This is a genomic window from Amycolatopsis sp. NPDC050768, assembly GCF_040654155.1.
GTDB lineage: Bacteria > Actinomycetota > Actinomycetes > Mycobacteriales > Pseudonocardiaceae > Amycolatopsis.
On the sequence record NZ_JBFAHL010000011.1, the window covers coordinates 243,816 to 262,036 of the forward strand.

An 18,221-nucleotide genomic window follows, 5' to 3' on the forward strand; every position below is an offset into this window, starting at 1 on the left:
GGAGCCGATTATGCCTCGATTTACGTTACAGTCAATGATCGGAACGGATGCCTGTCACCGTTTGCCCGAAGTGGACGCCCGCCGCCGCGGCGCGGGCTTCTTCTCCAGCGCCGGCCAGAGCACGGCGACGACCGCCTCGGGGATCTCCGTTTTGGCTTCCCCTCGGTAGAACGCCGCGAAGTAGCTGCCGAAGCACATCGTCGCGATGGTGTGCTTGTCGATCTCGTCCCGCACGGCGCCGCGGTCCTGTAGCTGTGTCAGCACACTTTCGACGAGCTCCACGCGGGGTTCGACGGCGTGCTTGCGCAGGATGTCGAGCAGCTCCGGCGTGCGGATCGCCTCGCCCGCGAAGTTGCCCATGAGCACCATGGCGTCCGGGTTGAAGTACGCGGGGTCGAGCCGGCGGACGGCTTCCGTGAGCGCCTCGCGCGGCTCGAGTCCGCTGAGGTCGAACGCGTACATGTCGCGCTGCTTGCGGAAACCGTAGTCGAGCGCGTCGACGACGAGCTCGAACTTCGTGGCCCAGCGCCGGTAGAGCGTGGGGCGGCTGACCTTCGCGTCCGTGGCGATGTCGCCGATCGTCATGCGGGAGTAGCCGTCGAGGACGAGCCGCCGGCGCGTGGCAAGGATGATCGCCTCGTCGAGCGCGGCGTCCCGGGGGCGCCCGCCCGGCCTGGGTCCGTCTTCGGTGCTGACCTGCTCGTCCGCCGTCGTATCGCGTGTCCGCGCCATGGCTCCACCTCGCCGAGAAAAAACCGATCTGCGAAGCATATCCGATCCGTTACACGAAGGTGTTGTTATGCGGCAAGTTTAGTTACAGTACTTGACTGTAACTAAATGTGGACGTACGGTTTGGGAACGCCGAACCACAGCGGACCGAACGGAGTCGACGATGACCACGCCCCAGGAGCTGATCGACCGCAGTATCCCGTTCCTCAACGAGGTGAAGAACCGCACCGCGGGCGGGGAGCTCGAGTCCTGGCTCAACACCCGCTACGGGCCGGACAGTGAGCTCTACCAGGACCTGGCGCGCATGATCACCGAGGGCGTCGAGGCCGGCTGGGCCGCCAACATCGAGGTCGAGGGCAAGAAGTACCGCCGCAGCCGCATCGCCGACCCGCAGGATGTGCTCAACTACTTCAGCATCACGGCCGTGTACATGGACAGCGTCGAGCCGTTCCGCGGGCAGTACCACCAGCACCCGTACGGCGAGCTCAACCTCGTGGTGCCGCTCGACCCCGGCGCGAAGCTGATGGGCCCGAACGGCTGGAGCGGCCCCGGCTGGACCGCGCCCGGCCCCGGCAGCCACCACTACCCGGAGGTCAAGGACGGCGCGCTGATCGCGTTGTTCTACCTGCCCGCCGGCCGGATCTCCTACGACATCCAGCCGCCCGCGGCCTGAACCCGGGGAGCCCAGCGCCATGAACCCGGCGTCCACGATCGAGGAAGCGATGGCGACGCGGCGCAGTTGCCGGGCGTTCCTGCCGACGCCCGTGCCGCGCGCGGAGGTCGAACGGCTGCTCGCGCTGGCATCGTCGTCGGCCAGCAATTCCAACAGCCAGCCGTGGCAGGTCCACGTGCTCACGGGCGCTGCCAAGCGCGCGTTGACGGCCGACCTGCTGTGCGCTTACGACGAGGGCCGCCGCGCCGTCGGCGAGTTCGCCTACCAGCCGGCGGCGGACTCGTGGCCCGAGCCGTTCCGCTCGCGCCGCCGTCGCTTCGGTGAAGGCCTGTATTCCGAAACGCTCGGCATCGCGGCCGGCGACACCGCCGGCCGCAGCGACCACCACCGGCGCAACTACGACTTCTTCGGCGCACCGGTGGGGCTGGTGCTCACGGTGAGCCGGGCACCACTGCAGGGTGCGCTGGTGGACGCCGGTCTGTTCCTCCAGGGACTGATGTTGTCCGCGCGCGGAGCCGGGCTGCACACTTGCGCACAGGCTTCGTTCATCGATTACCACCCGGTGTTGCGCCGCCACCTCGTCATTCCGGACGACCACCTAGTGGTGTGCGGAATCGCGCTCGGGTATGCCGACGACGACCACCGCCTTGGTGGATATCGCACAACGCGGGAGCCGGTGGAATCCTTCGTCACCTTCTACGAGTCCGCCGCCGTGACCCGCCAGGTGGAACCGGCGTGACGGTCGACCGCGATCTCGTCTACGCGACGGTCGGCGGCACCCGGCTGATGGTGGATATCCACCACGCTCCCACCACGGGGGCGCCCGTCGTGCTCTACCTGCACGGCGGTGGGTGGACCCGCGGCGACCGGCGCGGCGAGGCCGCACGCCGGCAGGCACCCTTGGCGGAGCACGGTGTGACCGTGGTGTCCGTCGATTACCACCTGGCACCAGGGGCGGTGTTCCCGCAGCAGGTGCACGACGTCAAGGGCGCCGTGCGCTGGCTGCGGGCGAACGGCGCGCGCCTCGGCCTCGAGACCGGGCGGCTCGGGGTCTGGGGCGCGTCCGCCGGCGCGTATCTGGGTTCGCTGCTGGCGTTGTCGCCGAATGATGAGGAGCTGGAGGGGACGGTCGGCGGCAACGTCGACGAGTCGAGTGCCGTGCAGGCCGTGGTGCACTGGTTCGGACAAGCCGACCTGGCGGCCACGGCGGCGCGCAGTGAGCTGGAGGCGAAGCTGCTGCCGTTCCACTTCGAGGCCGACTTCCTCGGCGGAGCCGACCCGGCGGGGCATTCGCTGCTGGCGCGGGTTTCGGCGGCGGCGCCACCGTTCCTGATCGCGCACGGCGACCGCGACCGGATCGTGCCGCCGGGGGAGGGCCGGGCGCTGCACGACGCGCTCGTGCGGGCCGGGGCGAGGAGCAGTTTCGTGCTGCTCGGCGGGGCCGGGCACGAGGATGCCGCGTTCGACGGCCCCGTGAACCTCGCGACCACGGCGGCGTGGCTGCGCGCCGTTCTGGCCTGACAAACGCACGCGAGTGCCGGCTGCGGCACCCGTGACCACCCGGGACTAAGGAGCCCGGTCGTTTCGTTACAGATCATGAACGTATCGAAACAACGTGAAGGAGCCCGCGATGTCCACGACCCCGACCGTGGAGCACTGGTTCGATTTCCTCTGCCCCTTCTGCTACATCGCTCAGGACCGCAACCGGGTGCTGCGCGAACACGGCGTGGTGGTAAACGAACACCCGCTTCAGATCCACCCCGAGATCGGCCCCGGCGGCAGCCTGGCCGGCCCTCGCGTGGGCCCGACCTACGAGTTCCTCGCCCGCGAGGCCGAAGCCGCGGGCCTGCCCCTCGAGTGGACGGACCGGATCGCCTACTCGCTGCCGGCGCTGGGCGCGTACACCACGCTCGACGATCCCGAAGTCGCCGACCGCTTCGCCACATCCGTGTTCAACGCGTACTTCGGCGAAGGCCAGGACCTCGAATCGCGCGACCTGCTGCTCAAGCTGACCGAACAAGCCGGCGGCGACCCCGAGATCGTCCGCGCCGCCTGGGAATCGGGCGAAGCGGACCGAGCCGTGGGCCGCTCGGCGATCCTCGCGTACGAGAACGGAGTCGAGGGCACTCCCGCCTGGGTGGCCGGCGGCCGGAGCTTCAGCGGGTTGCGGCCCCGTGAATGGTTCGTGGCGTGGGCTGGGTCTCTCGGCTGAACCTGGCCGGTGCCACGATCCGTGTCACAGAAGTCTTCGCAGGTCAGTGCGGGTGATACCGTGGCACAAAGATCACCCGCCCGGCCGATCGGTCCAGTCAGAAAGCCGCTCCACGATGGTTTTGTTCGGCACGGGTGATTCGTTCGCCTTCGCCTTCGACGAGTCCCGCCGGCTGCGCATCTCGGCGCCGGCCGACCAGCTGCCGTTGGCCGCCTTCCTCTACACCGACGCGCAAGCCGACGCCCACACCGTCGGGCAGCTCGCCGGCCTGCTCCGCCGAGCCCAGCGCGAAGCCAAGGCCTGGCTCGGCAACGGCACTTCCGTCGCGTTCACCGGCGACAGCGTGGTGCTCGAAAGCCTCTACGGCACCTGGCCACGCGCCGTCGTGCCGCAGCAGGTGTTCTTCGCCGCACTCGAGTCCCTGCACCGCTTCCTGCTCGCGTCCGGCGTGACCCCGGCCGAAACGGGGATCACGCGCAGGGCCTCCGAGTACCGCAACCTGAAGAACGGCCGCTTCTCCTTCGTCGACCACACCTACTTCCCGCCGGACTGGACGCCCGAGGCCGTGTCCGCGGCCGGCACCGCCGCGTGGTCCTCGCCCGACGTCCTGCGCGACCCCGCCACGGGCGCCTGGTCCGGCACCTTCGCCGACCTGGAGATCGCCGGCTACCACGACCCGGCGACGGGCGAGGTGCTCACGTATTTCCCTGTGCAGCACTGATCCCCGTCTCTAGGCTCACGGCCATGGCGGGCTGGGAGTGGGACGAATCGCTGTACTCGGGCAGCGCGGCTTACTACGCGAGAGGCCGCGTCGCGTATCCGCCGGAGCTCGCCGACGCGCTCGCCAACGCATTGCGGCTCGACGGTTCCGGCCGCTTCCTCGATGTCGGTTGCGGCCCGGGCTCCTTGACGCTGCTGCTCGCCACTCGCTTCGAAGCAGCCGTCGGCCTCGACGCCGACCCCGACATGCTCGCCGAAGCCTCCCGGCTGGCCGCCGCGAAAGGAATCACCACCACCCGCTGGGCCCACGAAAGGGCCGAGGACCTGCCGGCCGGACTCGGCGCGTTCCGGCTCGTCACGTTCGCCCAGTCCTTCCACTGGCTCGACCGCCCCCGCGTCGCCGCGGCGGTGCGCGGAATGCTCGAGCCCGGCGGCGCCTGCGTCCACGTGCACGCCACCACCCACCGCGGCACCACGACCGAATCGGCGCCACCCCACGAGCGGATCACCGAGCTCGTGCGCGAATACCTCGGCGAAACCCGACGCGCGGGCCGCGGTGTCCTCCCCGAAGGCACGGCCGGAGGGGAGACGGCGATCTACCGCGGCGCCGGATTCACCGGCCCCCAGCGGATCGAGGTGCCCGGCTCCGCCGTCGTCCGGGATATCGACGACGTCGTCGCCACGGTGTTCTCGTTGTCGAGTTCCGCACCGCACCTCTTCGGCGATCGCGTGGGCGCTTTCGAGTCCGAATTGCGGAGCCTTCTCACCGCCGCGAGTCCATCCGGAAAGTTCCGTGAGCAGATGCGCGAGTTCGTCGTCGATGTCTGGCGGCCGTGAAATCGGGCCTGGTTGTCACACCAACGGGTGGTTTCTCCGACGATCACTCCGAGGAGTACCGCGTGTCTCCGAACGAGCGGCCAGGATCCCCGCCCCACAGGCGAAGCGGGCGAAATCGGCCGCACCTCGCTGACCACGGCTAATCGCCGCGCAGTGGCGAATTTCCCTAGTCCCCCTAATGGGGCGGGGCCCGAAATCCCTAACGCCGATGCGTCGAACCCCCGGGGAGGCCCCCGATGGCCGCCGAACGGCCGCGCCCTATCTTCGTCCCGAACCCCTTCGACTTCGCGGCATGCCCACGACGGCCGAATCAATCAGTGCACAGGAGACAACAAACTATGGACGCGGTGCAGAACCTGCACGAATTCGCCATGACCCTGCTGAGCGACCCGCAGGCCGCGGCCGCCTACGCCGCCAACCCGCAGGGCCTGCTCGACACTGCTGGTCTGGCCGACGTTTCGCCGGCCGATGTGCAGGACATCATGCCGCTGCTGGCCGACACGGCCCCGCTGGCCGCCGCCCCGAGCCTGCCGGTCTTCGGCAACGTGCTCTCGCACGCGGCCGGCGAGCGCGCCGACCTGCCGAACGTGACCGGCCTGGCCAGCGGCCTGCCGAACCTGAGCGGCGTGTTCGAGACCGTCAGCGACTTCGCGGACCAGACCGGCCTCAACACCCTCACCCACTCCACCCTCGGCACCGTCTCGAACGTCGTGGACCACGTGGCCGGTGCGGTCAACGGTGTCCCGATCGCCGGCCCGGTCGTGGCCGCCGGTGCGATCGACCTCGAGCACACCGTGGACGCGGTGGGCGAGCACGTCTTCGACGGCAAGCTCGTGGGCTCCGCGGTCGACGCGGTCACCAACCACCTGGGCGACGCCCTCATGCCGAAGGCCGCCGTGGCCGCGCTGAACGACGTCCCGCTCGTCGGCGGCCCGGTGTCCGGTCTCGTCGAGGACGTCCGCGTCACCGGCGCCGGCCTGCTCGGCCACGTCAACGACGCCATCGGCTCCACCCCGGTCGGCATCCACGGCGACGAGCGCGCCGACTTCGGTGCCGCGGGCGACCTGTCGCACACGCTGGACCACGTCGTCCCGGCCGCGGCCGCCGTCCCGGCGCTGCCGGCCCTCCCGGCGGTTCCGGGTGTTCCGGCCGTCCCGGCTCTGCCGGCCGTCCCGAACGTCACCGGCACCGTCGGCTCCGTGACCCACACCCTGTCGGCCGCCGCGCCGCAGGCCCCGGTCGTGGGCGACACCGTGCACCACGTGCTCGACACCGTCGGCCAGGCCGACACCGCGGGCATCCAGCACACGCCGATCGCCGACGTCGCGGACGCGACCCACACCGGCTCGCCGCTGGGTGGCGTCGAGACCCACGCGCAGGACCTGGCCCACGGCCTCGACCTACACACCGCGACCGACGCGCTCGGCCACCTGCCGCTGCTCGGTCACTGAGTTCCACCGCTCCAACTGAAAACAGGCCCGGACCGTTTGGTCCGGGCCTGTTTTTTTGTGTCCTGGAAGACTTTTTGTGTCCTGGAAAGAAACTGTGTCCTGGGAAGGCACTGTGCTCACGAAGGCGAAGGCGAAGGCGCGTGCGTCCGCCGGTAGTGGCGCGCCACCCGCGCCCGGTTGCCGCAGATGTTGCCCGTGCACCACTGCCGCCGCTTGGTCTCCGCGACGAACAGCATCGAGCACGCGGGGTTCGCGCAGCGGCGCAGTTTCTCCAGCTGTGCCGGGGAAGACAGGAGGTCGATCGCCTCGGTGGCGATGGCCGCCAGCGCCGCGTTGCCGCCGTGTTCGGTGTGCCAGCGCGTGGTCGCGGTCAGCGCGCCTTCGGCGTCCAAGGCCAGCCGCGGGCTTCGCGGCACGGCCGAGGCGAACGCGTTGAGGTCTTCGATCGAAACGGCCTGCGGCGCCCGGGTCTCCAGGTGCGACTCCAGCAGGTCGCGGATCGCCGCGCGCAGCCGTCGCGTCGCCGCCGCGGCGGGGACGCTCGCCTCGGGCAGCCGGGGCAGCTGCAGCCGCCACCAGGTCTCGTAACCGTCCGTCGGTTCGATCAGGTCGACGGCGGGGTCCACTGCCGTCATGAGGGTGTCGGCGAGGTCGAGGGCCACGAGCGGCTCGCCGCCCATGGGGAACCCGGCTGCCTGCACGTCCTCGAGGGTCGGTCCGGCGGTCATGGCTCCACGATATCCGTCACACCGTCGCGGGGTGGTCAGGGCGCTGTTAGTAACTCATACTGAGGTTACTAGCGGACTGGAGGAGCCATGAGCCCGTGGGCCAGGGTCGGCGCGGCGGTGCTCGCGGTCGGCTGGGGAGCCAACCAGTTCTCGCCGCTGCTCATCGTCTACCGCGACCAGGAGCACCTCTCGCCGACGATCGTCACGGCGATCTTCGGCGCGTACGTGGTGGGGCTGATTCCGGCACTGCTACTGGGCGCGAGGTTCTCCGACCGGTTCGGCCGGCGCCGCGTGATGCGCCCGGTGCTGGTGCTTTCGGCACTGGCTTCGGTGATCCTGCTGTTCGGCGCCGGATCGACGTGGGTGCTGGCGCTCGGCCGGCTCGTCGCGGGAGTCGCTTCGGGTGCCGCGTTCGGGCCGGGCAGCGCGTGGATCAAGGAGCTGTCCGCGGACGCCGGTCCGGGAGCGGGTGCGCGCCGGGCCGCGATTTCGCTGTCGGTCGGGTTCGGGAGCGGGCCGCTGGTCGCCGGGGTCCTCGCGCAGTGGCTGCCGGCGCCGGCCGTGGTGCCGTACCTGGTGCACATCGCGGTGACGGTGGTGGTCGGCGTGCTGGTGTGGAACGTTCCGGAAACCGTGACGGGCGCGGCTTCTTCCGGAGGACGGCGTCGCGAGCTCAAGCACGCACTGACCAGTCCCGAGTTCCTCCGCCGGATCGTGCCGAGCGCGCCGCTGGTGTTCGGCGTGGCGACGACGAGTTTCGCGGTCCTGCCGACGCTGTTGCCCGCGCCGGTCGCGCCCGTGGCGAGCAGCGGTGTGATCGCGGGGCTGACGCTGGGCAGCGGGTTGCTCGTCCAGCCCGTGGCCCGCGCTCTGGAACGACGGCGCAGCCCGCTCGTGCTGACCTGCGGCCTCGGCCTGACCGTGGCGGGGTTCCTGCTCGCCGCGCTGTCGACGGAGCTGGGGCGGGCTCTCTTGACGCTCCCCGCCGCTGTGGTCCTGGGCGCGGCTTACGGCATGCTGCTGGTCGGTGGGCTCAGCCGCGTCGAAGCGGTCGCGGAGGCAGCCGATCTCGCCGGCGTGACGGCGGTGTTCTACTGCCTGGCGTACCTCGGTTTCGCGGCGCCGTACCTGTTCGCGGCGGTCGATGTCGTGATCCCGGCGCCCGTGGCCTTCGTGGTCGCCGCCGGAGTGAGCGTGGTGCTGGTCGTCGTCACCGCGCCCTTCCCTGCTCGCGTGGCGCGGTGATCGCGGTGACCCAGCCCCGCGTCCGCGTGACCGCCCAGCTCAAGGAACTTCGCTTCGGCGCCGGTTCCCGAGCCCTCGACCTCGTCGCCACCCTCGGCCGTCGCCCGACCGCGGCCATCGAGCGCCTCGGGGACACCGCCCGCCTCGACGCGTGGGCCACCGGCGTCGGCCTGCCGCTGCTCCCGGGCGAGGCAAACGACGCCGCGCTTTCCGACGCGCAACGCTTGCGGGAAGCCGTGTTCGGCGTGGTCACGGACGTCATGGCCGACGCCCCGGTAGACCCCACCGCGGCCGCGACGGTCGAGGCGTACGCCGTCCTCGCCACGGAACCACCGCGTCTGGAGCTGGCCGCCGACGGCCGCCTGGCTTCAGGCCCCCGCCTTCGCACGTCCGCCCAAGTGCTGGCCACCGTCGCCCGTGATGCCATCGACGTCGTCACCGACCCGGCCCGCCGAACCCACCTCCGCGCCTGCGACTCGCCGTTGTGCCGCATGCTCTTTCTCGACACGCCAGGCGGCCGCCCGCGCCGCTGGTGCTCCATGCAGCGCTGTGGCAACAGCAGCAAGGCGGCGGCCTTCCGGGAACGGGCAGTGTCTACTGTGGACTCTTAAGTCGTCACTCGCGGATTGTGCGGCGACAGCACCACGTCTGACGCGTGCAGCGGCACTCCCGTGCGCGACACCACCCGCGTCGGGTGGAAGCGGACGCGGCGGCCCGTGGCGTCGTCCTCGCCGGCGGTGCCCGGGGTGACCCATTCGAGCGCGGCGGTGCCGGTCAGCTGGAGCGTGGTGCCGGTGGTGAAGTCGAGGAACAGCAGTGACGCTTCGGGGTCGGTGGTGATGTTGCCGAGGCTGTTGAACAGGTTGTTGCCCGCGTAGTCCGGCCACCACACGTCGTCGCCGTCGAGGCGGACGAAGCCGGGCTCGCCACCCTTGTGGGACGAGTCGGCGCCGCGCGTCGGGTGGATCGTGCCGAGGAAGAACGTGTCCGCGCGGCGGATGAGGGCGCGGTGGGCGTCGGTCAGGGCGTCCGATCGTTCGACGGCGGCCAGTGCCGGCTCGGGGTCGATCTCCAGCCGGCGCTGCTGGATGTAGGACGGGCAGTTGCCGTACGCCTGCTCCACGTCGAGGAGGAACCCGCCCTCCTCCGCGGCCACGACGGTGCCGTTCACCCGCAGCCGGCGCCGGGTCGCGAACTCGACGGCGATCAGGCCGACCGGCTCGCCCGTGGGCAGCTCGTGCAGGGGATCGCCGGCGCCGGGGCGCGTGTGCACGACCAACGTCGTGTCGAAACCCTCCAGGAAACCGGCGGGCCCGAACAGGGGAGACGTCCACAGTGTCTCATCGGCGTCGCGCGCCGTGACGGCCGCGAACTCCCGCTGTGCGAGGAAACCCTCGGCCCCGCGGCTCAGGTGCGCCGGCGCGAGCATGCCTTCGAGCCGCGCCGCTTCGAACTCGAGCCCGGCCTGCCGTTGCACGCTCAGCTCACCGCTGTGGAACCCGGTGGCGATCGGTTGGGTGGTCATGTGTGCCCTTTCATCCGGCTTGCTGGTCGTGGGTCCGGCGGTAGTGGCGGGCGACCCGCACGCGGTTCCCGCAGACGTTGCCCGCGCACCACTGGCGACGCCGGTTCGTGGCGAGGAACAACATCGTGCAGTCGGGGTTTGCGCAGCGGCGCAGCCGGGCGAGGCGCGCGGGGTCGGCGAACAGCTCGATCGTTTCGCGCGCGATGGCCGCCAGCGCGACGTTGCCGCCGTGCTCGCTGTGCCAGCGCGTGTGCGTCTCCCAGGCCTCGTGCGCTTCGAGCCGCGGGCTCGTCGGCACGGCCGCCGCGACCGCGTTGACCTCCTCGAGCGACGCGGGCGCGGGCCCGCGGCCGTCGAGGTGCGCTTCCAGCAGGTCCCGGATCGCGGACCGCAGCCGGCGCGTGGGCACGAGGTCCGGCGCCGCCGACCCCGGCAGCCGCGGCAGCTCCAGCCGCCACCAGGCGGCGCTGCGCTCGGGTGAGGCGAGGAGGTCGCCGTCGCCCGGCTCCGTCTCGGCCGCGAGCGTGTCGGCGAGATCCAGCGCGACCAGCGGCTCACCGCCCATCGGGAAGCCGGCCCGTTGCATGTCCTCCAGGCTGACACTACTGCTCATGGCATGAGTGTACGCATTAGTCATCGCCGTCGACAAGTTTTTGAAGAGGTCTTGTGCTCGTCGAGCTAACGGATATACAGTCTGCACATCCGTTAGCGAGAAGGAAGGCGAAAGTCATGGGACTGGCATGGCAGCAGGGACCGCTTTCGACCAGGTCGGTCGGCAGGTTCCTCACCCCGGAGCCGTTGCCCGAGCGGTTGCTCTTCGTGGAGCCGCTGCGCAGGCGGATGCGGGTCCGCTTCGGTGGTGAGTGGATCGTCGACAGTGAAGACGTGCTGCTCCTGCACGAACCGGGCCATTACCCGGTGGCGTTCTTCCCGAAGACCGCCATCGCCGACGGCGTGCTGGAGTCGAGCGGCCGCGTGACGAAGCACCGCGAGCTGGGCGACACCACGTGGTACACGGTTGCCGCCGGCGAAGGCCGCGCGGAGCGTGCGGCGTGGGAGTACACCGGGTTGCCGGAGTACGCCGACGTGCTGAAGGACCGCGTCGCGTTCGCGTGGCGCGCCATGGAGGCCTTCTACGAGGAGGACGACCGGATCGTCGGCCACGCCGCGGACCTCTACCACCGCAACGACATCCGCAGCACGTCGCGTCACCTCGTGGTCCGCGATGGTGACCGCGTTATCGCCGACACGCACAACCCGGTGGTGCTGTACGAGTCCGGCTTCGCGCCGCGCTGGTACGTGCCGCGCGAGGACATCGTGGACGGGGCGCTGACCCCGATCGAGGGACAGACGTTCTGCCCGTACAAGGGACTCGCGAGCTACTACGACATCGGTTCGCACGCCGGCGCCGCCTGGTCGTACGAGCAGGCCTGGACCGAGGTCGAACGCGTCTCCGGCCTGGTGTCCTTCGAACCGGACAAGATCGAGGTCTACCTCGACGGCGTGCGGCAGTCGCTGGAGCCCGGCCAGACCGTGATCGCGCACGGTGTCGACCGCGGCCTCGACACCGACGAGATCGAGAAGCGCACCGCCTGACGGGCGAGCCTTACCGAATCCGAACGAGCCGGGGAAACCGATGGGAACCGTGTCACAGTGGTACGTCGTCGCGGCGCAGGAGGTGCTGGCATGACCGCAAAAGTGCTCTCGGTGAACGTGGGCCTGCCGAAAAACGTGTCCTGGCAGGGCAAGACCGTCTACACGGGAGTGTGGAAGCACTCCGTCGACGGCCCGGCCATGGTTCGCCGCCTCAACATCGACGGCGACGGCCAGGGAGACAAGGGCGGTCACGGCGGCGAGCAGCGAGCCGTGTTCGTCTACCAGATCGGCTCGTACCGCCACTGGGAGCAGCACTTCGGCCGCGACGGCCTGGAGTACGGCTCGTTCGGCGAGAACCTCACCGTCGACGGCCTGCCCGACGACGAGGTGTGCATCGGCGACCGCTATCGCATCGGCGAGGCCGAGTTCGAGGTCACGCAGCCGCGGGTCACGTGTTACCGCGTCGGCATGCGGCTCGGCGAGCCGGAGCTGCCCGCGCTGCTCGTGGCCCACCACCGGCCGGGGTTCTACTTCCGCGTCATCCGCGAGGGCCACCTCACGGCCGGCGACCCGATCGTGAAGACGCGCACCGGGCCGGGCGCGCTGAGCGTGGCCGATACCGATGCGTTGCTGTACCTGCCTGAGAAGGACGGCGAGAAACTGCGCGTCGCCGCGGGGATCCCGGCGCTGAGCCCGGGATGGCGGCAGTCGTTCGAGGAGCTGCTGGGTATCGGGACCGTCGCTCAGGGACCCGCGTGGGACGGCTTCCGTCCGCTGCGCGTCACGGCAGTGCGGCCCGAGAGCACCTCGGTGACGTCTGTGTACTTCGAGGCCGAGGACGGCAGCGCGCTGCCCGCCGCCCGGCCCGGGCAGTACCTGACGCTGCGGGTCCCGGGCGCCGCCACACCGGCCCCGGTGCGCAGCTACTCGATTTCCTCCGCGCCCGGTTCCGAGGGCTACCGCATCAGCGTGAAGCGCGAGGGCGTGGCCAGCACGTTCCTGACCACGCGGTTGGCGGCAGGCGCGGTGCTGGACGTGGCCGCGCCGCGAGGCGACTTCGTGCTCGGCGACGGTTCTTCGCCGGTGCTGCTCGTGTCCGCCGGGATCGGTGCGACGCCGGTGCTGGCGATGCTGCACCAGCTGGCCGCGCAGGGCAGCACCCGTGAGGTGTGGTGGATCCACGGGGCGCGCGGGCCGGCGGAGCACCCGCTGGCCGCCGAGGCTCGGGGGTTGGTCGCCGCGTTGCCCGGTGGCCGCGCGGACATCTTCTACAGTGCGGCGACGGCGGAGGAACGGACCGCGGCGGGAGCCCATTCCGGGCGGCTCACCAAAGACGCGCTGGTGGAGCTGGGTTTGCCCGCCGACGCGTCGGCGTACCTCTGCGGCCCGGTGCCGTTCATGACGGACATGACCGCCGCCCTCACCTCGGCGGGTTTGGCCGCGTCCCACATCCACAGCGAGCTGTTCGGCGCGCTGGACGCCATCAACCCGGGCCTTGTCGGCCAGACCGCGCGCCCGCCGCACGCGCCGGAGGGACCGCCCGGAACCGGGCCGACCGTCACGTTCGCGCGCAGCGGCATCTCGGCCCCGTTCCCCGGTGGCAGCCTGCTGGAGCTCGCCGAGGCGTGTGACGTGCCCGCGCGCTGGAGCTGCCGCAGCGGCGTCTGCCACACGTGCGTGACGCCCGTGCTCTCCGGTTCCGTCGACTACTCGCCTTCGCCGCTGGAGCCGCCGGCTCCGGGGCAGGCGCTGGTGTGCTGCTCCACCCCGCGCGCCGATCTCGTCCTGGACATGTAACCCCGTGCTCGAAAGGAACACCACGATGAACTGGGCTCTCGAGGTCCTCACCCTGGCCGTCGGCGACGTCGACAAATCGCTGAAGTTCTACACCGACCAGGTCGGGTTCTCCCTCGACGTCGACTACCACCCGCAGGACGGCTACCGCGTCGTCCAGCTCACCCCGCCCGGCTCCGCCTGCTCCGTCCAGCTCGGCACCGGCCTCACCGACGCCGCCCCGGGCTCGGCGCGCACCACCTACCTCGTCGTCACCGACCTCGAAGCCGCCCGCGGCGAGCTCGCCGGCCGTGGCGTCCCCGTCGGCGACTTCCGCCACAAGGCCGGCCTCGCCGACTGGCAGGGCGACTGGGCACCCGGCCTCGACGCCGACCGCCGCGACTACGCGAGCGCCTTCGACTTCGCGGACCCGGACGGGAACACGTGGGTGGTGCAGGAGATCGGGTACCGCGCCTGACGAGTCGGCGGATGTGCGGAAGCTGCCGTTGGTTGTGCGGGAAGTGTCGGCAGGTGTTCGGGAAGTTACTGTGCGGGTGAGGAGGTTCCCATCCCGTGTCCGAATGTTGTCCGCCTTCGCGCTCTTCGCACCATTCCGTGGCCGCCGAGGTTCCGGCCGGGCCCGCGACCAACGCGGACGGTTTGCTCACCTTGCCCGGCGGCAGCTTCCGGATGGGGACTGACGACGCCGACGGTTTCCCCGACGATCGGGAAGGCCCGGTGCGGGAAGTCACGGTGGCGCCGTTCGCCATCGACGCCCACGCGGTGACCAACGCGCGCTTCGCCGAGTTCGTCGAGGCCACCGGGCACCGGACGGAGGCCGAGGACTTCGGCTGGACGTACGTGTTCGCGAAGTTCGTGCCCGGTGCGCTGCGGAAGATTTCGCCGCGGCCGGAGCAGACGCCGTGGTGGTGCGGGGTCGCGGGCGCGTATTGGCGGGCGCCGGAAGGACCGCACAGCAGTGTCGAGGACCGGTGGGACCATCCCGTTGTCCACGTGTCCTGGAACGACGCCCTGGCCTACTGCGCGTGGGCCGGGCGTCGGCTCCCGGCCGAGGCCGAGTGGGAGTACGCGGCGCGCGGCGGGCTCGACCAGGCGCGGTTCCCGTGGGGCGACGAACTCACCCCCGGCGGCGAGCACCGGTGCAACATCTGGCAGGGCCGGTTCCCCGCGCACAATACGGAAGAAGACGGCCACGTCGGCACCGCGCGCGTGGATGCGTTCTCGCCCAACGGTTTCGGCCTGTACAACGTGTCCGGCAACGTCTGGGAGTGGTGCGCCGACCGGTTCGACCCCGAAAACCGGTCGATGCGCGGCGGGTCGTACCTGTGCCACGAGTCCTACTGCAACCGCTACCGCGTCGCCGCCCGGACGGGCAACACTCCCGATTCTTCCAGCGGCAACACGGGTTTTCGCACCGCCGCCGACGTCTGAGTCAGGACTCGAGGTACGCCAGCACGTCGGCGGGTTCGGCGGCGAAGTGCACGAGGTCGTCGAGCGGCAGCGGCAGGAAACCGTCGTCTTCCATGCGGCGCAGCTGCAGGATCAGGCCGTCGTAGAAGCCGTCGGTGTTGAGCAGCACGATCGGCTTGTGGTGCAGCCCGTGCTTCTTGAGTTCCAGGACCTCGGTGACCTCGTCGAGCGTGCCGAGGCCGCCGGCCAGCACGACCACGGCTTCGGAACGCGAGAGCAGCAGCGCCTTGCGTTCGGCGAGGTCCGCGGTGATCACCATCTCGTCGGCGTCTTTGCGGGCGGCGGCGCGCAGCAGCTCCACCGAGATGCCGACGAGGCGCCCGCCCGAAGCCTGCACGCCGTCGGCGACGACCTTCATCAGGCCGCGGTCGGACCCGCCCCACACCAGCGTGTGGCCGCCTTTGCCGACGAGGTCGGCGAACTCGCGCGCGGGCTCGGTGTAGCGCTCGTCGAGGTCGGCGGCGGAGAGGAAGACGCAGATGTTCATGGCCGAACTATAAAGCTCAGCCCACGCGGTACCGCGCGACCGCTTCGGCGTCCCACTCCAGGCCGTTGCCCGGGCGGTCGGGCGGCGTTGCGTGGCCGTCGGCGATCCGCAGCGGCTCGCGCAGGATCGGGGCGGCCCAGTCGACGTACTCGAGCCAGTGCGCGGTCGGTGTCGCGGCGAGCAGGTGCACGCTGACCTCGGGGAACAGGTGCGACGACAGCGGGATGCCGCGGGTGCCGGCCAGGGCGGCGGCGTCGCGCCAGCCCGTGACGCCGCCGATGCGGTCCAGGTCGGGCATGACCAGGTCACTCGCGTCGTGCTCCAGGGCGACGGCCATCGCGCGCGGGCCGGCGAAGTTCTCGCCGATCTGCACGGGGGTGCGCAGGGTGGCGGTGAGCTGGGCGTTGGCCGCGTAGTCGTCGTGGCGCACGGGTTCTTCGAACCACGACAGGCCTTCGTCGTCGAGCGCGCCGCAGCGGGCGAGGGCGTCGGGCAGGTCGAGGGCCTGGTTGTAGTCGGCCATGACCTCGATGTCCGGGCCGACCGCCGCACGGACGGCGCGCACGGCGGCCAGATCGTCGGCGGCCGGGCGACCGAGCCGCATCTTGACCGCGCGGAAGCCTTCGGCCACGAGTTCCAGGGCTTCGTCGGCCGCGGCCGCCGGTTCGATCAGGCCGAGGCCGTTGCTGTTGTACGCGGGGATCGGCTTCAGCGGCGCGCCGAGCAGCCGCGCCAGGGGCAGGCCCGCGGCGACGGCCAGCGCGTCCCAGCACGCGGTGTCCACGAGCGACACCACCGCGGCGACGAGCCCTTGCACGCCGAGCAGTTTGAACCTCGCTTCGAGCGTCGACCGCACGGCCGCGGGATCGGCCGCGGTGCCGGCCAACGTGGTGTGCACGTCGCGGACCAGTGCGGCGGCGGCGTGGCCGGCGGCTTCGAGGTAGCAGAACGAATACGCCCGCCCGGTCACGCCTTCCTCGGTGTGCAGGTCGAGTAGCAGCAACGGCGCCGCCGAGACGCGCGCGGCGCTGGTACCGAGCGGCCGGCGCATCGGCACCAGCACGAGCGTGGCTTCGACCGAGCGGACCGTGAGACTCATGAGCGGTGGCCTTCGCTGTGCACGGCGAGGATGTCGGTGATGGCGCGGTTGCACGGCGTCGGCACGCCCAGCGCCTTGCCGCGCTCGACGACGTCGCCGCTGAGCCAGGTGACCTCGAGCCGGTTGCCGCGTTCGAGGTCGTGGTGCATCGAGGAGGTCATGCCTTCGGGCACACCGTCGGTGAAGGCGAGCCGGTCGTCGGCGTAGTCGGCGGGCAGCGCCACGCCCTGGGCGCGCGCGACCTCGAGGACCTCGGCCATCACGTCGTGCAGGAACGCCCGCGAGCGCGGGTTGGCGCGGATCGGGCCGATCGTGGTGCGCGCGGTGCTCGTGGTGCCCGAAAGGCCGACCAGGAACACGAACTTCTCCCAGATCGTCTGTTCGATGCCGGTACTGATCTCCACGTCGATGTTGCTTTCCGCGCACGCGTCGTGGAATTTCTGAACACGCGCCGAGATGGTGCCGTCGTACTCGCCGAACACCAGCTTCTGCAGCGTGCCCGTGTGGCGGATGACGCCCGGCTCGGCGATCGTGGCGGCGATGTAGCAGACGCCGCCGATCACGTGCTCGGGCCCGAGGACGCGGCGCAGGATGTCGTCCTTGACCACACCGTTCTGGAACGACACCACGGCCGTCTGCTCGGTGAGCAACGGCTTGATGAGCTCCGCGGACGTCTCGGTGTCCCACAGCTTCACCCCGAACAACACGAGATCGGCGGGGGCGAGCTGTGTCGGGTCGTCGGTCACGTCGATCTTCGGCAGGTGCAGGTCGCCGAAGGCACTCTCGACCTTCAACCCGTTGGTGCGCAACGCTTCCAGGTGCTTGCCGCGGGCGATGAAGCTCACGTCGTGGCCGCCCTGGGCCAGCCGTGCCCCGAAGTAGCCGCCCACTCCGCCGGTGCCCATCACCACGACCCGCATGTGATCCCCTTAGTTGGTCGCTCATCCAAGTTGCGTGCCCTGGATTTCTACCATGCTGGTTCAGCGCTGTCGATATTCTTGAACGCTTACTCTACTATTACGGCGTGGGACGCACACGCACCTTCGACGTCGACGAAGCCCTCGGCGTCGCCCTGGACATCTTCTGGCAGCGCGGCTACGACGCCACGTCGATCCAGGCGCTGTGCCAGGCCATGGACATCCAGCCCGGCAGTGTCTACGCCGCGTTCGGAAACAAACACGCCCTGTTCGTCGCCGCACTCCGCGCCTACGCGGCAACCGTGTCCGCCGAGGCCGTCGAGCGGCTCAACGTCGCCCCCAGCGGGATGGGCGGCCTGCGCGACTACTTCGCCCACCTCGTCGACGCCATGGTCGACGGCCGCCGCCGCTGGGGCTGCCTCGTCACCAACTCGCTCGTCGAACTCACCGACCGCGACCCCGCCCTGGCCGCGATGTTCGAACAGCACCTCGCCAACCTCCGCACCAGCTTCGCCGGCGCCCTCACCCGCGCCCGCGCCGCCGGCGAACTCCGTCGGGGTGCGGGCCCTGAATCCGCGCCCCTGCTGGTGGCCGTCGTGCAGGGCATGAACGTGCTCGCCAAGACCAACCCGGGCCGCATCACCCTGCAGACGATCGCGGACGGCGCACTCGCCGGCCTGGCCGCCGAGGCTCCTGCCTCGGTCTGACGCCGTTGGGCGCCCACCTCGTGACGGCGCC

21 protein-coding genes are annotated in these 18,221 nt (G+C 70.7%); 14 read left to right on the forward strand and 7 right to left on the reverse strand.

The window, feature by feature from the left end; all coding sequences use genetic code 11:
- Window positions 1-54: 54 nt before the first annotated feature.
- The gene (locus tag AB0H62_RS30340) at window positions 55-732 is read right to left on the reverse strand and encodes a TetR/AcrR family transcriptional regulator (protein WP_220243398.1); all 678 of its coding nucleotides are present in this window, start codon (window positions 730-732) and stop codon (window positions 55-57) included.
- 160 nt (window positions 733-892) lie between these two features.
- Between AB0H62_RS30340 and AB0H62_RS30345 the strand changes: the two genes are divergently transcribed.
- The 7 genes from AB0H62_RS30345 (at window position 893) to AB0H62_RS30375 (ending at window position 6,622) form a co-directional block, all read left to right on the forward strand.
- Complete coding sequence (locus tag AB0H62_RS30345) at window positions 893-1,402, forward strand: DUF4863 family protein (RefSeq protein WP_220243397.1); 510 nt, start codon at window positions 893-895, stop codon at window positions 1,400-1,402.
- A gap of 19 nt (window positions 1,403-1,421) precedes the next feature.
- Window positions 1,422-2,141 (forward strand): nitroreductase, encoded by a 720-nt coding sequence (locus tag AB0H62_RS30350; protein WP_220243396.1) that lies wholly within the window; start codon window positions 1,422-1,424, stop codon window positions 2,139-2,141.
- The gene (locus tag AB0H62_RS30355) at window positions 2,138-2,923 is read left to right on the forward strand and encodes an alpha/beta hydrolase (RefSeq protein ID WP_220243395.1); all 786 of its coding nucleotides are present in this window, start codon (window positions 2,138-2,140) and stop codon (window positions 2,921-2,923) included. The genes AB0H62_RS30350 and AB0H62_RS30355 overlap by 4 nt, the downstream gene beginning before the upstream one ends.
- Before the next feature lie 109 nt (window positions 2,924-3,032).
- Window positions 3,033-3,614 carry a DsbA family protein gene (locus tag AB0H62_RS30360; RefSeq protein ID WP_220243394.1) on the forward strand — a complete coding sequence of 194 codons (582 nt, stop codon included), beginning with the start codon at window positions 3,033-3,035 and terminating at the stop codon, window positions 3,612-3,614.
- A 115-nt stretch (window positions 3,615-3,729) separates the two neighbouring features.
- Entirely contained in the window at window positions 3,730-4,335 is a 606-nt protein-coding gene (locus AB0H62_RS30365; protein WP_220243393.1) for an EndoU domain-containing protein, read from the forward strand.
- Between the two features lie 23 nt (window positions 4,336-4,358).
- Entirely contained in the window at window positions 4,359-5,171 is an 813-nt protein-coding gene (locus AB0H62_RS30370; protein ID WP_360589759.1) for a class I SAM-dependent methyltransferase, read from the forward strand.
- Window positions 5,172-5,509: 338 nt separating this feature from the next.
- Window positions 5,510-6,622, forward strand: coding sequence for an IniB N-terminal domain-containing protein (locus AB0H62_RS30375; protein WP_360589761.1), 1,113 nt, complete (start codon window positions 5,510-5,512; stop codon window positions 6,620-6,622).
- A gap of 116 nt (window positions 6,623-6,738) precedes the next feature.
- Here AB0H62_RS30375 and AB0H62_RS30380 read toward each other — a convergent pair whose 3' ends face one another.
- Window positions 6,739-7,350 (reverse strand): CGNR zinc finger domain-containing protein, encoded by a 612-nt coding sequence (locus AB0H62_RS30380; protein WP_360589763.1) that lies wholly within the window; start codon window positions 7,348-7,350, stop codon window positions 6,739-6,741.
- A gap of 87 nt (window positions 7,351-7,437) precedes the next feature.
- On the opposite strand from AB0H62_RS30380, the gene AB0H62_RS30385 reads away from it, so the two are divergent.
- Together AB0H62_RS30385 and AB0H62_RS30390 are read left to right on the forward strand one after the other, a co-directional pair.
- Complete coding sequence (locus AB0H62_RS30385) at window positions 7,438-8,595, forward strand: MFS transporter (RefSeq protein ID WP_360589765.1); 1,158 nt, start codon at window positions 7,438-7,440, stop codon at window positions 8,593-8,595.
- Window positions 8,596-8,600: 5 nt separating this feature from the next.
- Window positions 8,601-9,206, forward strand: a complete 606-nt coding sequence (locus AB0H62_RS30390) for a CGNR zinc finger domain-containing protein (RefSeq protein ID WP_360589767.1) — start codon at window positions 8,601-8,603, stop codon at window positions 9,204-9,206.
- Here AB0H62_RS30390 and AB0H62_RS30395 read toward each other — a convergent pair.
- Window positions 9,203-10,120 (reverse strand): pyridoxamine 5'-phosphate oxidase family protein, encoded by a 918-nt coding sequence (locus tag AB0H62_RS30395; protein WP_360589769.1) that lies wholly within the window; start codon window positions 10,118-10,120, stop codon window positions 9,203-9,205. The genes AB0H62_RS30390 and AB0H62_RS30395 overlap by 4 nt on opposite strands.
- 10 nt (window positions 10,121-10,130) lie before the next feature.
- Window positions 10,131-10,733, reverse strand: a complete 603-nt coding sequence (locus AB0H62_RS30400) for an ABATE domain-containing protein (RefSeq protein ID WP_255638352.1) — start codon at window positions 10,731-10,733, stop codon at window positions 10,131-10,133.
- A 116-nt stretch (window positions 10,734-10,849) separates the two neighbouring features.
- Here AB0H62_RS30400 and AB0H62_RS30405 point away from each other — a divergent pair, with 116 nt between their 5' ends.
- From AB0H62_RS30405 to AB0H62_RS30420, 4 genes are all read left to right on the forward strand, one after another.
- Window positions 10,850-11,716, forward strand: coding sequence for a DUF427 domain-containing protein (locus AB0H62_RS30405; RefSeq protein WP_220243387.1), 867 nt, complete (start codon window positions 10,850-10,852; stop codon window positions 11,714-11,716).
- A 90-nt stretch (window positions 11,717-11,806) separates the two neighbouring features.
- On the forward strand, window positions 11,807-13,513 hold the full coding sequence (locus AB0H62_RS30410; protein ID WP_360589771.1) for an MOSC and FAD-binding oxidoreductase domain-containing protein: 1,707 nt from the start codon (window positions 11,807-11,809) through the stop codon (window positions 13,511-13,513).
- A gap of 25 nt (window positions 13,514-13,538) precedes the next feature.
- The gene (locus AB0H62_RS30415; RefSeq protein ID WP_360589773.1) at window positions 13,539-13,967 is read left to right on the forward strand and encodes a VOC family protein; all 429 of its coding nucleotides are present in this window, start codon (window positions 13,539-13,541) and stop codon (window positions 13,965-13,967) included.
- 212 nt (window positions 13,968-14,179) lie between these two features.
- Complete coding sequence (locus AB0H62_RS30420; RefSeq protein ID WP_360589904.1) at window positions 14,180-14,941, forward strand: formylglycine-generating enzyme family protein; 762 nt, start codon at window positions 14,180-14,182, stop codon at window positions 14,939-14,941.
- 1 nt (window position 14,942) lies between these two features.
- Here AB0H62_RS30420 and AB0H62_RS30425 read toward each other — a convergent pair whose 3' ends face one another.
- From AB0H62_RS30425 to AB0H62_RS30435, 3 genes are read right to left on the reverse strand one after another with little or no spacing between them, the layout of a single operon-like run.
- Window positions 14,943-15,467 (reverse strand): TIGR00730 family Rossman fold protein, encoded by a 525-nt coding sequence (locus AB0H62_RS30425; protein ID WP_220243384.1) that lies wholly within the window; start codon window positions 15,465-15,467, stop codon window positions 14,943-14,945.
- A gap of 16 nt (window positions 15,468-15,483) precedes the next feature.
- Complete coding sequence (locus AB0H62_RS30430; RefSeq protein WP_220243383.1) at window positions 15,484-16,566, reverse strand: enolase C-terminal domain-like protein; 1,083 nt, start codon at window positions 16,564-16,566, stop codon at window positions 15,484-15,486.
- Window positions 16,563-17,486 carry a 2-dehydropantoate 2-reductase gene (locus tag AB0H62_RS30435; protein WP_360589775.1) on the reverse strand — a complete coding sequence of 308 codons (924 nt, stop codon included), beginning with the start codon at window positions 17,484-17,486 and terminating at the stop codon, window positions 16,563-16,565. The genes AB0H62_RS30430 and AB0H62_RS30435 overlap by 4 nt, the downstream gene beginning before the upstream one ends.
- A 104-nt stretch (window positions 17,487-17,590) precedes the next feature.
- Between AB0H62_RS30435 and AB0H62_RS30440 the strand changes: the two genes are divergently transcribed.
- Window positions 17,591-18,190 (forward strand): TetR/AcrR family transcriptional regulator, encoded by a 600-nt coding sequence (locus AB0H62_RS30440; protein ID WP_360589777.1) that lies wholly within the window; start codon window positions 17,591-17,593, stop codon window positions 18,188-18,190.
- Window positions 18,191-18,221 lie beyond the last annotated feature (31 nt).

Coding starts and splice junctions, on each gene's coding strand:
- AB0H62_RS30340 (WP_220243398.1), bottom strand. CDS start 732: ATGGCGCGGACACGCGATACGACGGCGGACGAGCAGGTCAGCACCGAA.
- AB0H62_RS30345 (WP_220243397.1), top strand. CDS start 893: ATGACCACGCCCCAGGAGCTGATCGACCGCAGTATCCCGTTCCTCAAC.
- AB0H62_RS30350 (WP_220243396.1), top strand. CDS start 1,422: ATGAACCCGGCGTCCACGATCGAGGAAGCGATGGCGACGCGGCGCAGT.
- AB0H62_RS30360 (WP_220243394.1), top strand. CDS start 3,033: ATGTCCACGACCCCGACCGTGGAGCACTGGTTCGATTTCCTCTGCCCC.
- AB0H62_RS30365 (WP_220243393.1), top strand. CDS start 3,730: ATGGTTTTGTTCGGCACGGGTGATTCGTTCGCCTTCGCCTTCGACGAG.
- AB0H62_RS30370 (WP_360589759.1), top strand. CDS start 4,359: ATGGCGGGCTGGGAGTGGGACGAATCGCTGTACTCGGGCAGCGCGGCT.
- AB0H62_RS30375 (WP_360589761.1), top strand. CDS start 5,510: ATGGACGCGGTGCAGAACCTGCACGAATTCGCCATGACCCTGCTGAGC.
- AB0H62_RS30380 (WP_360589763.1), bottom strand. CDS start 7,350: ATGACCGCCGGACCGACCCTCGAGGACGTGCAGGCAGCCGGGTTCCCC.
- AB0H62_RS30385 (WP_360589765.1), top strand. CDS start 7,438: ATGAGCCCGTGGGCCAGGGTCGGCGCGGCGGTGCTCGCGGTCGGCTGG.
- AB0H62_RS30395 (WP_360589769.1), bottom strand. CDS start 10,120: ATGACCACCCAACCGATCGCCACCGGGTTCCACAGCGGTGAGCTGAGC.
- AB0H62_RS30400 (WP_255638352.1), bottom strand. CDS start 10,733: ATGAGCAGTAGTGTCAGCCTGGAGGACATGCAACGGGCCGGCTTCCCG.
- AB0H62_RS30405 (WP_220243387.1), top strand. CDS start 10,850: ATGGGACTGGCATGGCAGCAGGGACCGCTTTCGACCAGGTCGGTCGGC.
- AB0H62_RS30410 (WP_360589771.1), top strand. CDS start 11,807: ATGACCGCAAAAGTGCTCTCGGTGAACGTGGGCCTGCCGAAAAACGTG.
- AB0H62_RS30415 (WP_360589773.1), top strand. CDS start 13,539: ATGAACTGGGCTCTCGAGGTCCTCACCCTGGCCGTCGGCGACGTCGAC.
- AB0H62_RS30420 (WP_360589904.1), top strand. CDS start 14,180: ATGGGGACTGACGACGCCGACGGTTTCCCCGACGATCGGGAAGGCCCG.
- AB0H62_RS30425 (WP_220243384.1), bottom strand. CDS start 15,467: ATGAACATCTGCGTCTTCCTCTCCGCCGCCGACCTCGACGAGCGCTAC.
- AB0H62_RS30430 (WP_220243383.1), bottom strand. CDS start 16,566: ATGAGTCTCACGGTCCGCTCGGTCGAAGCCACGCTCGTGCTGGTGCCG.
- AB0H62_RS30435 (WP_360589775.1), bottom strand. CDS start 17,486: ATGCGGGTCGTGGTGATGGGCACCGGCGGAGTGGGCGGCTACTTCGGG.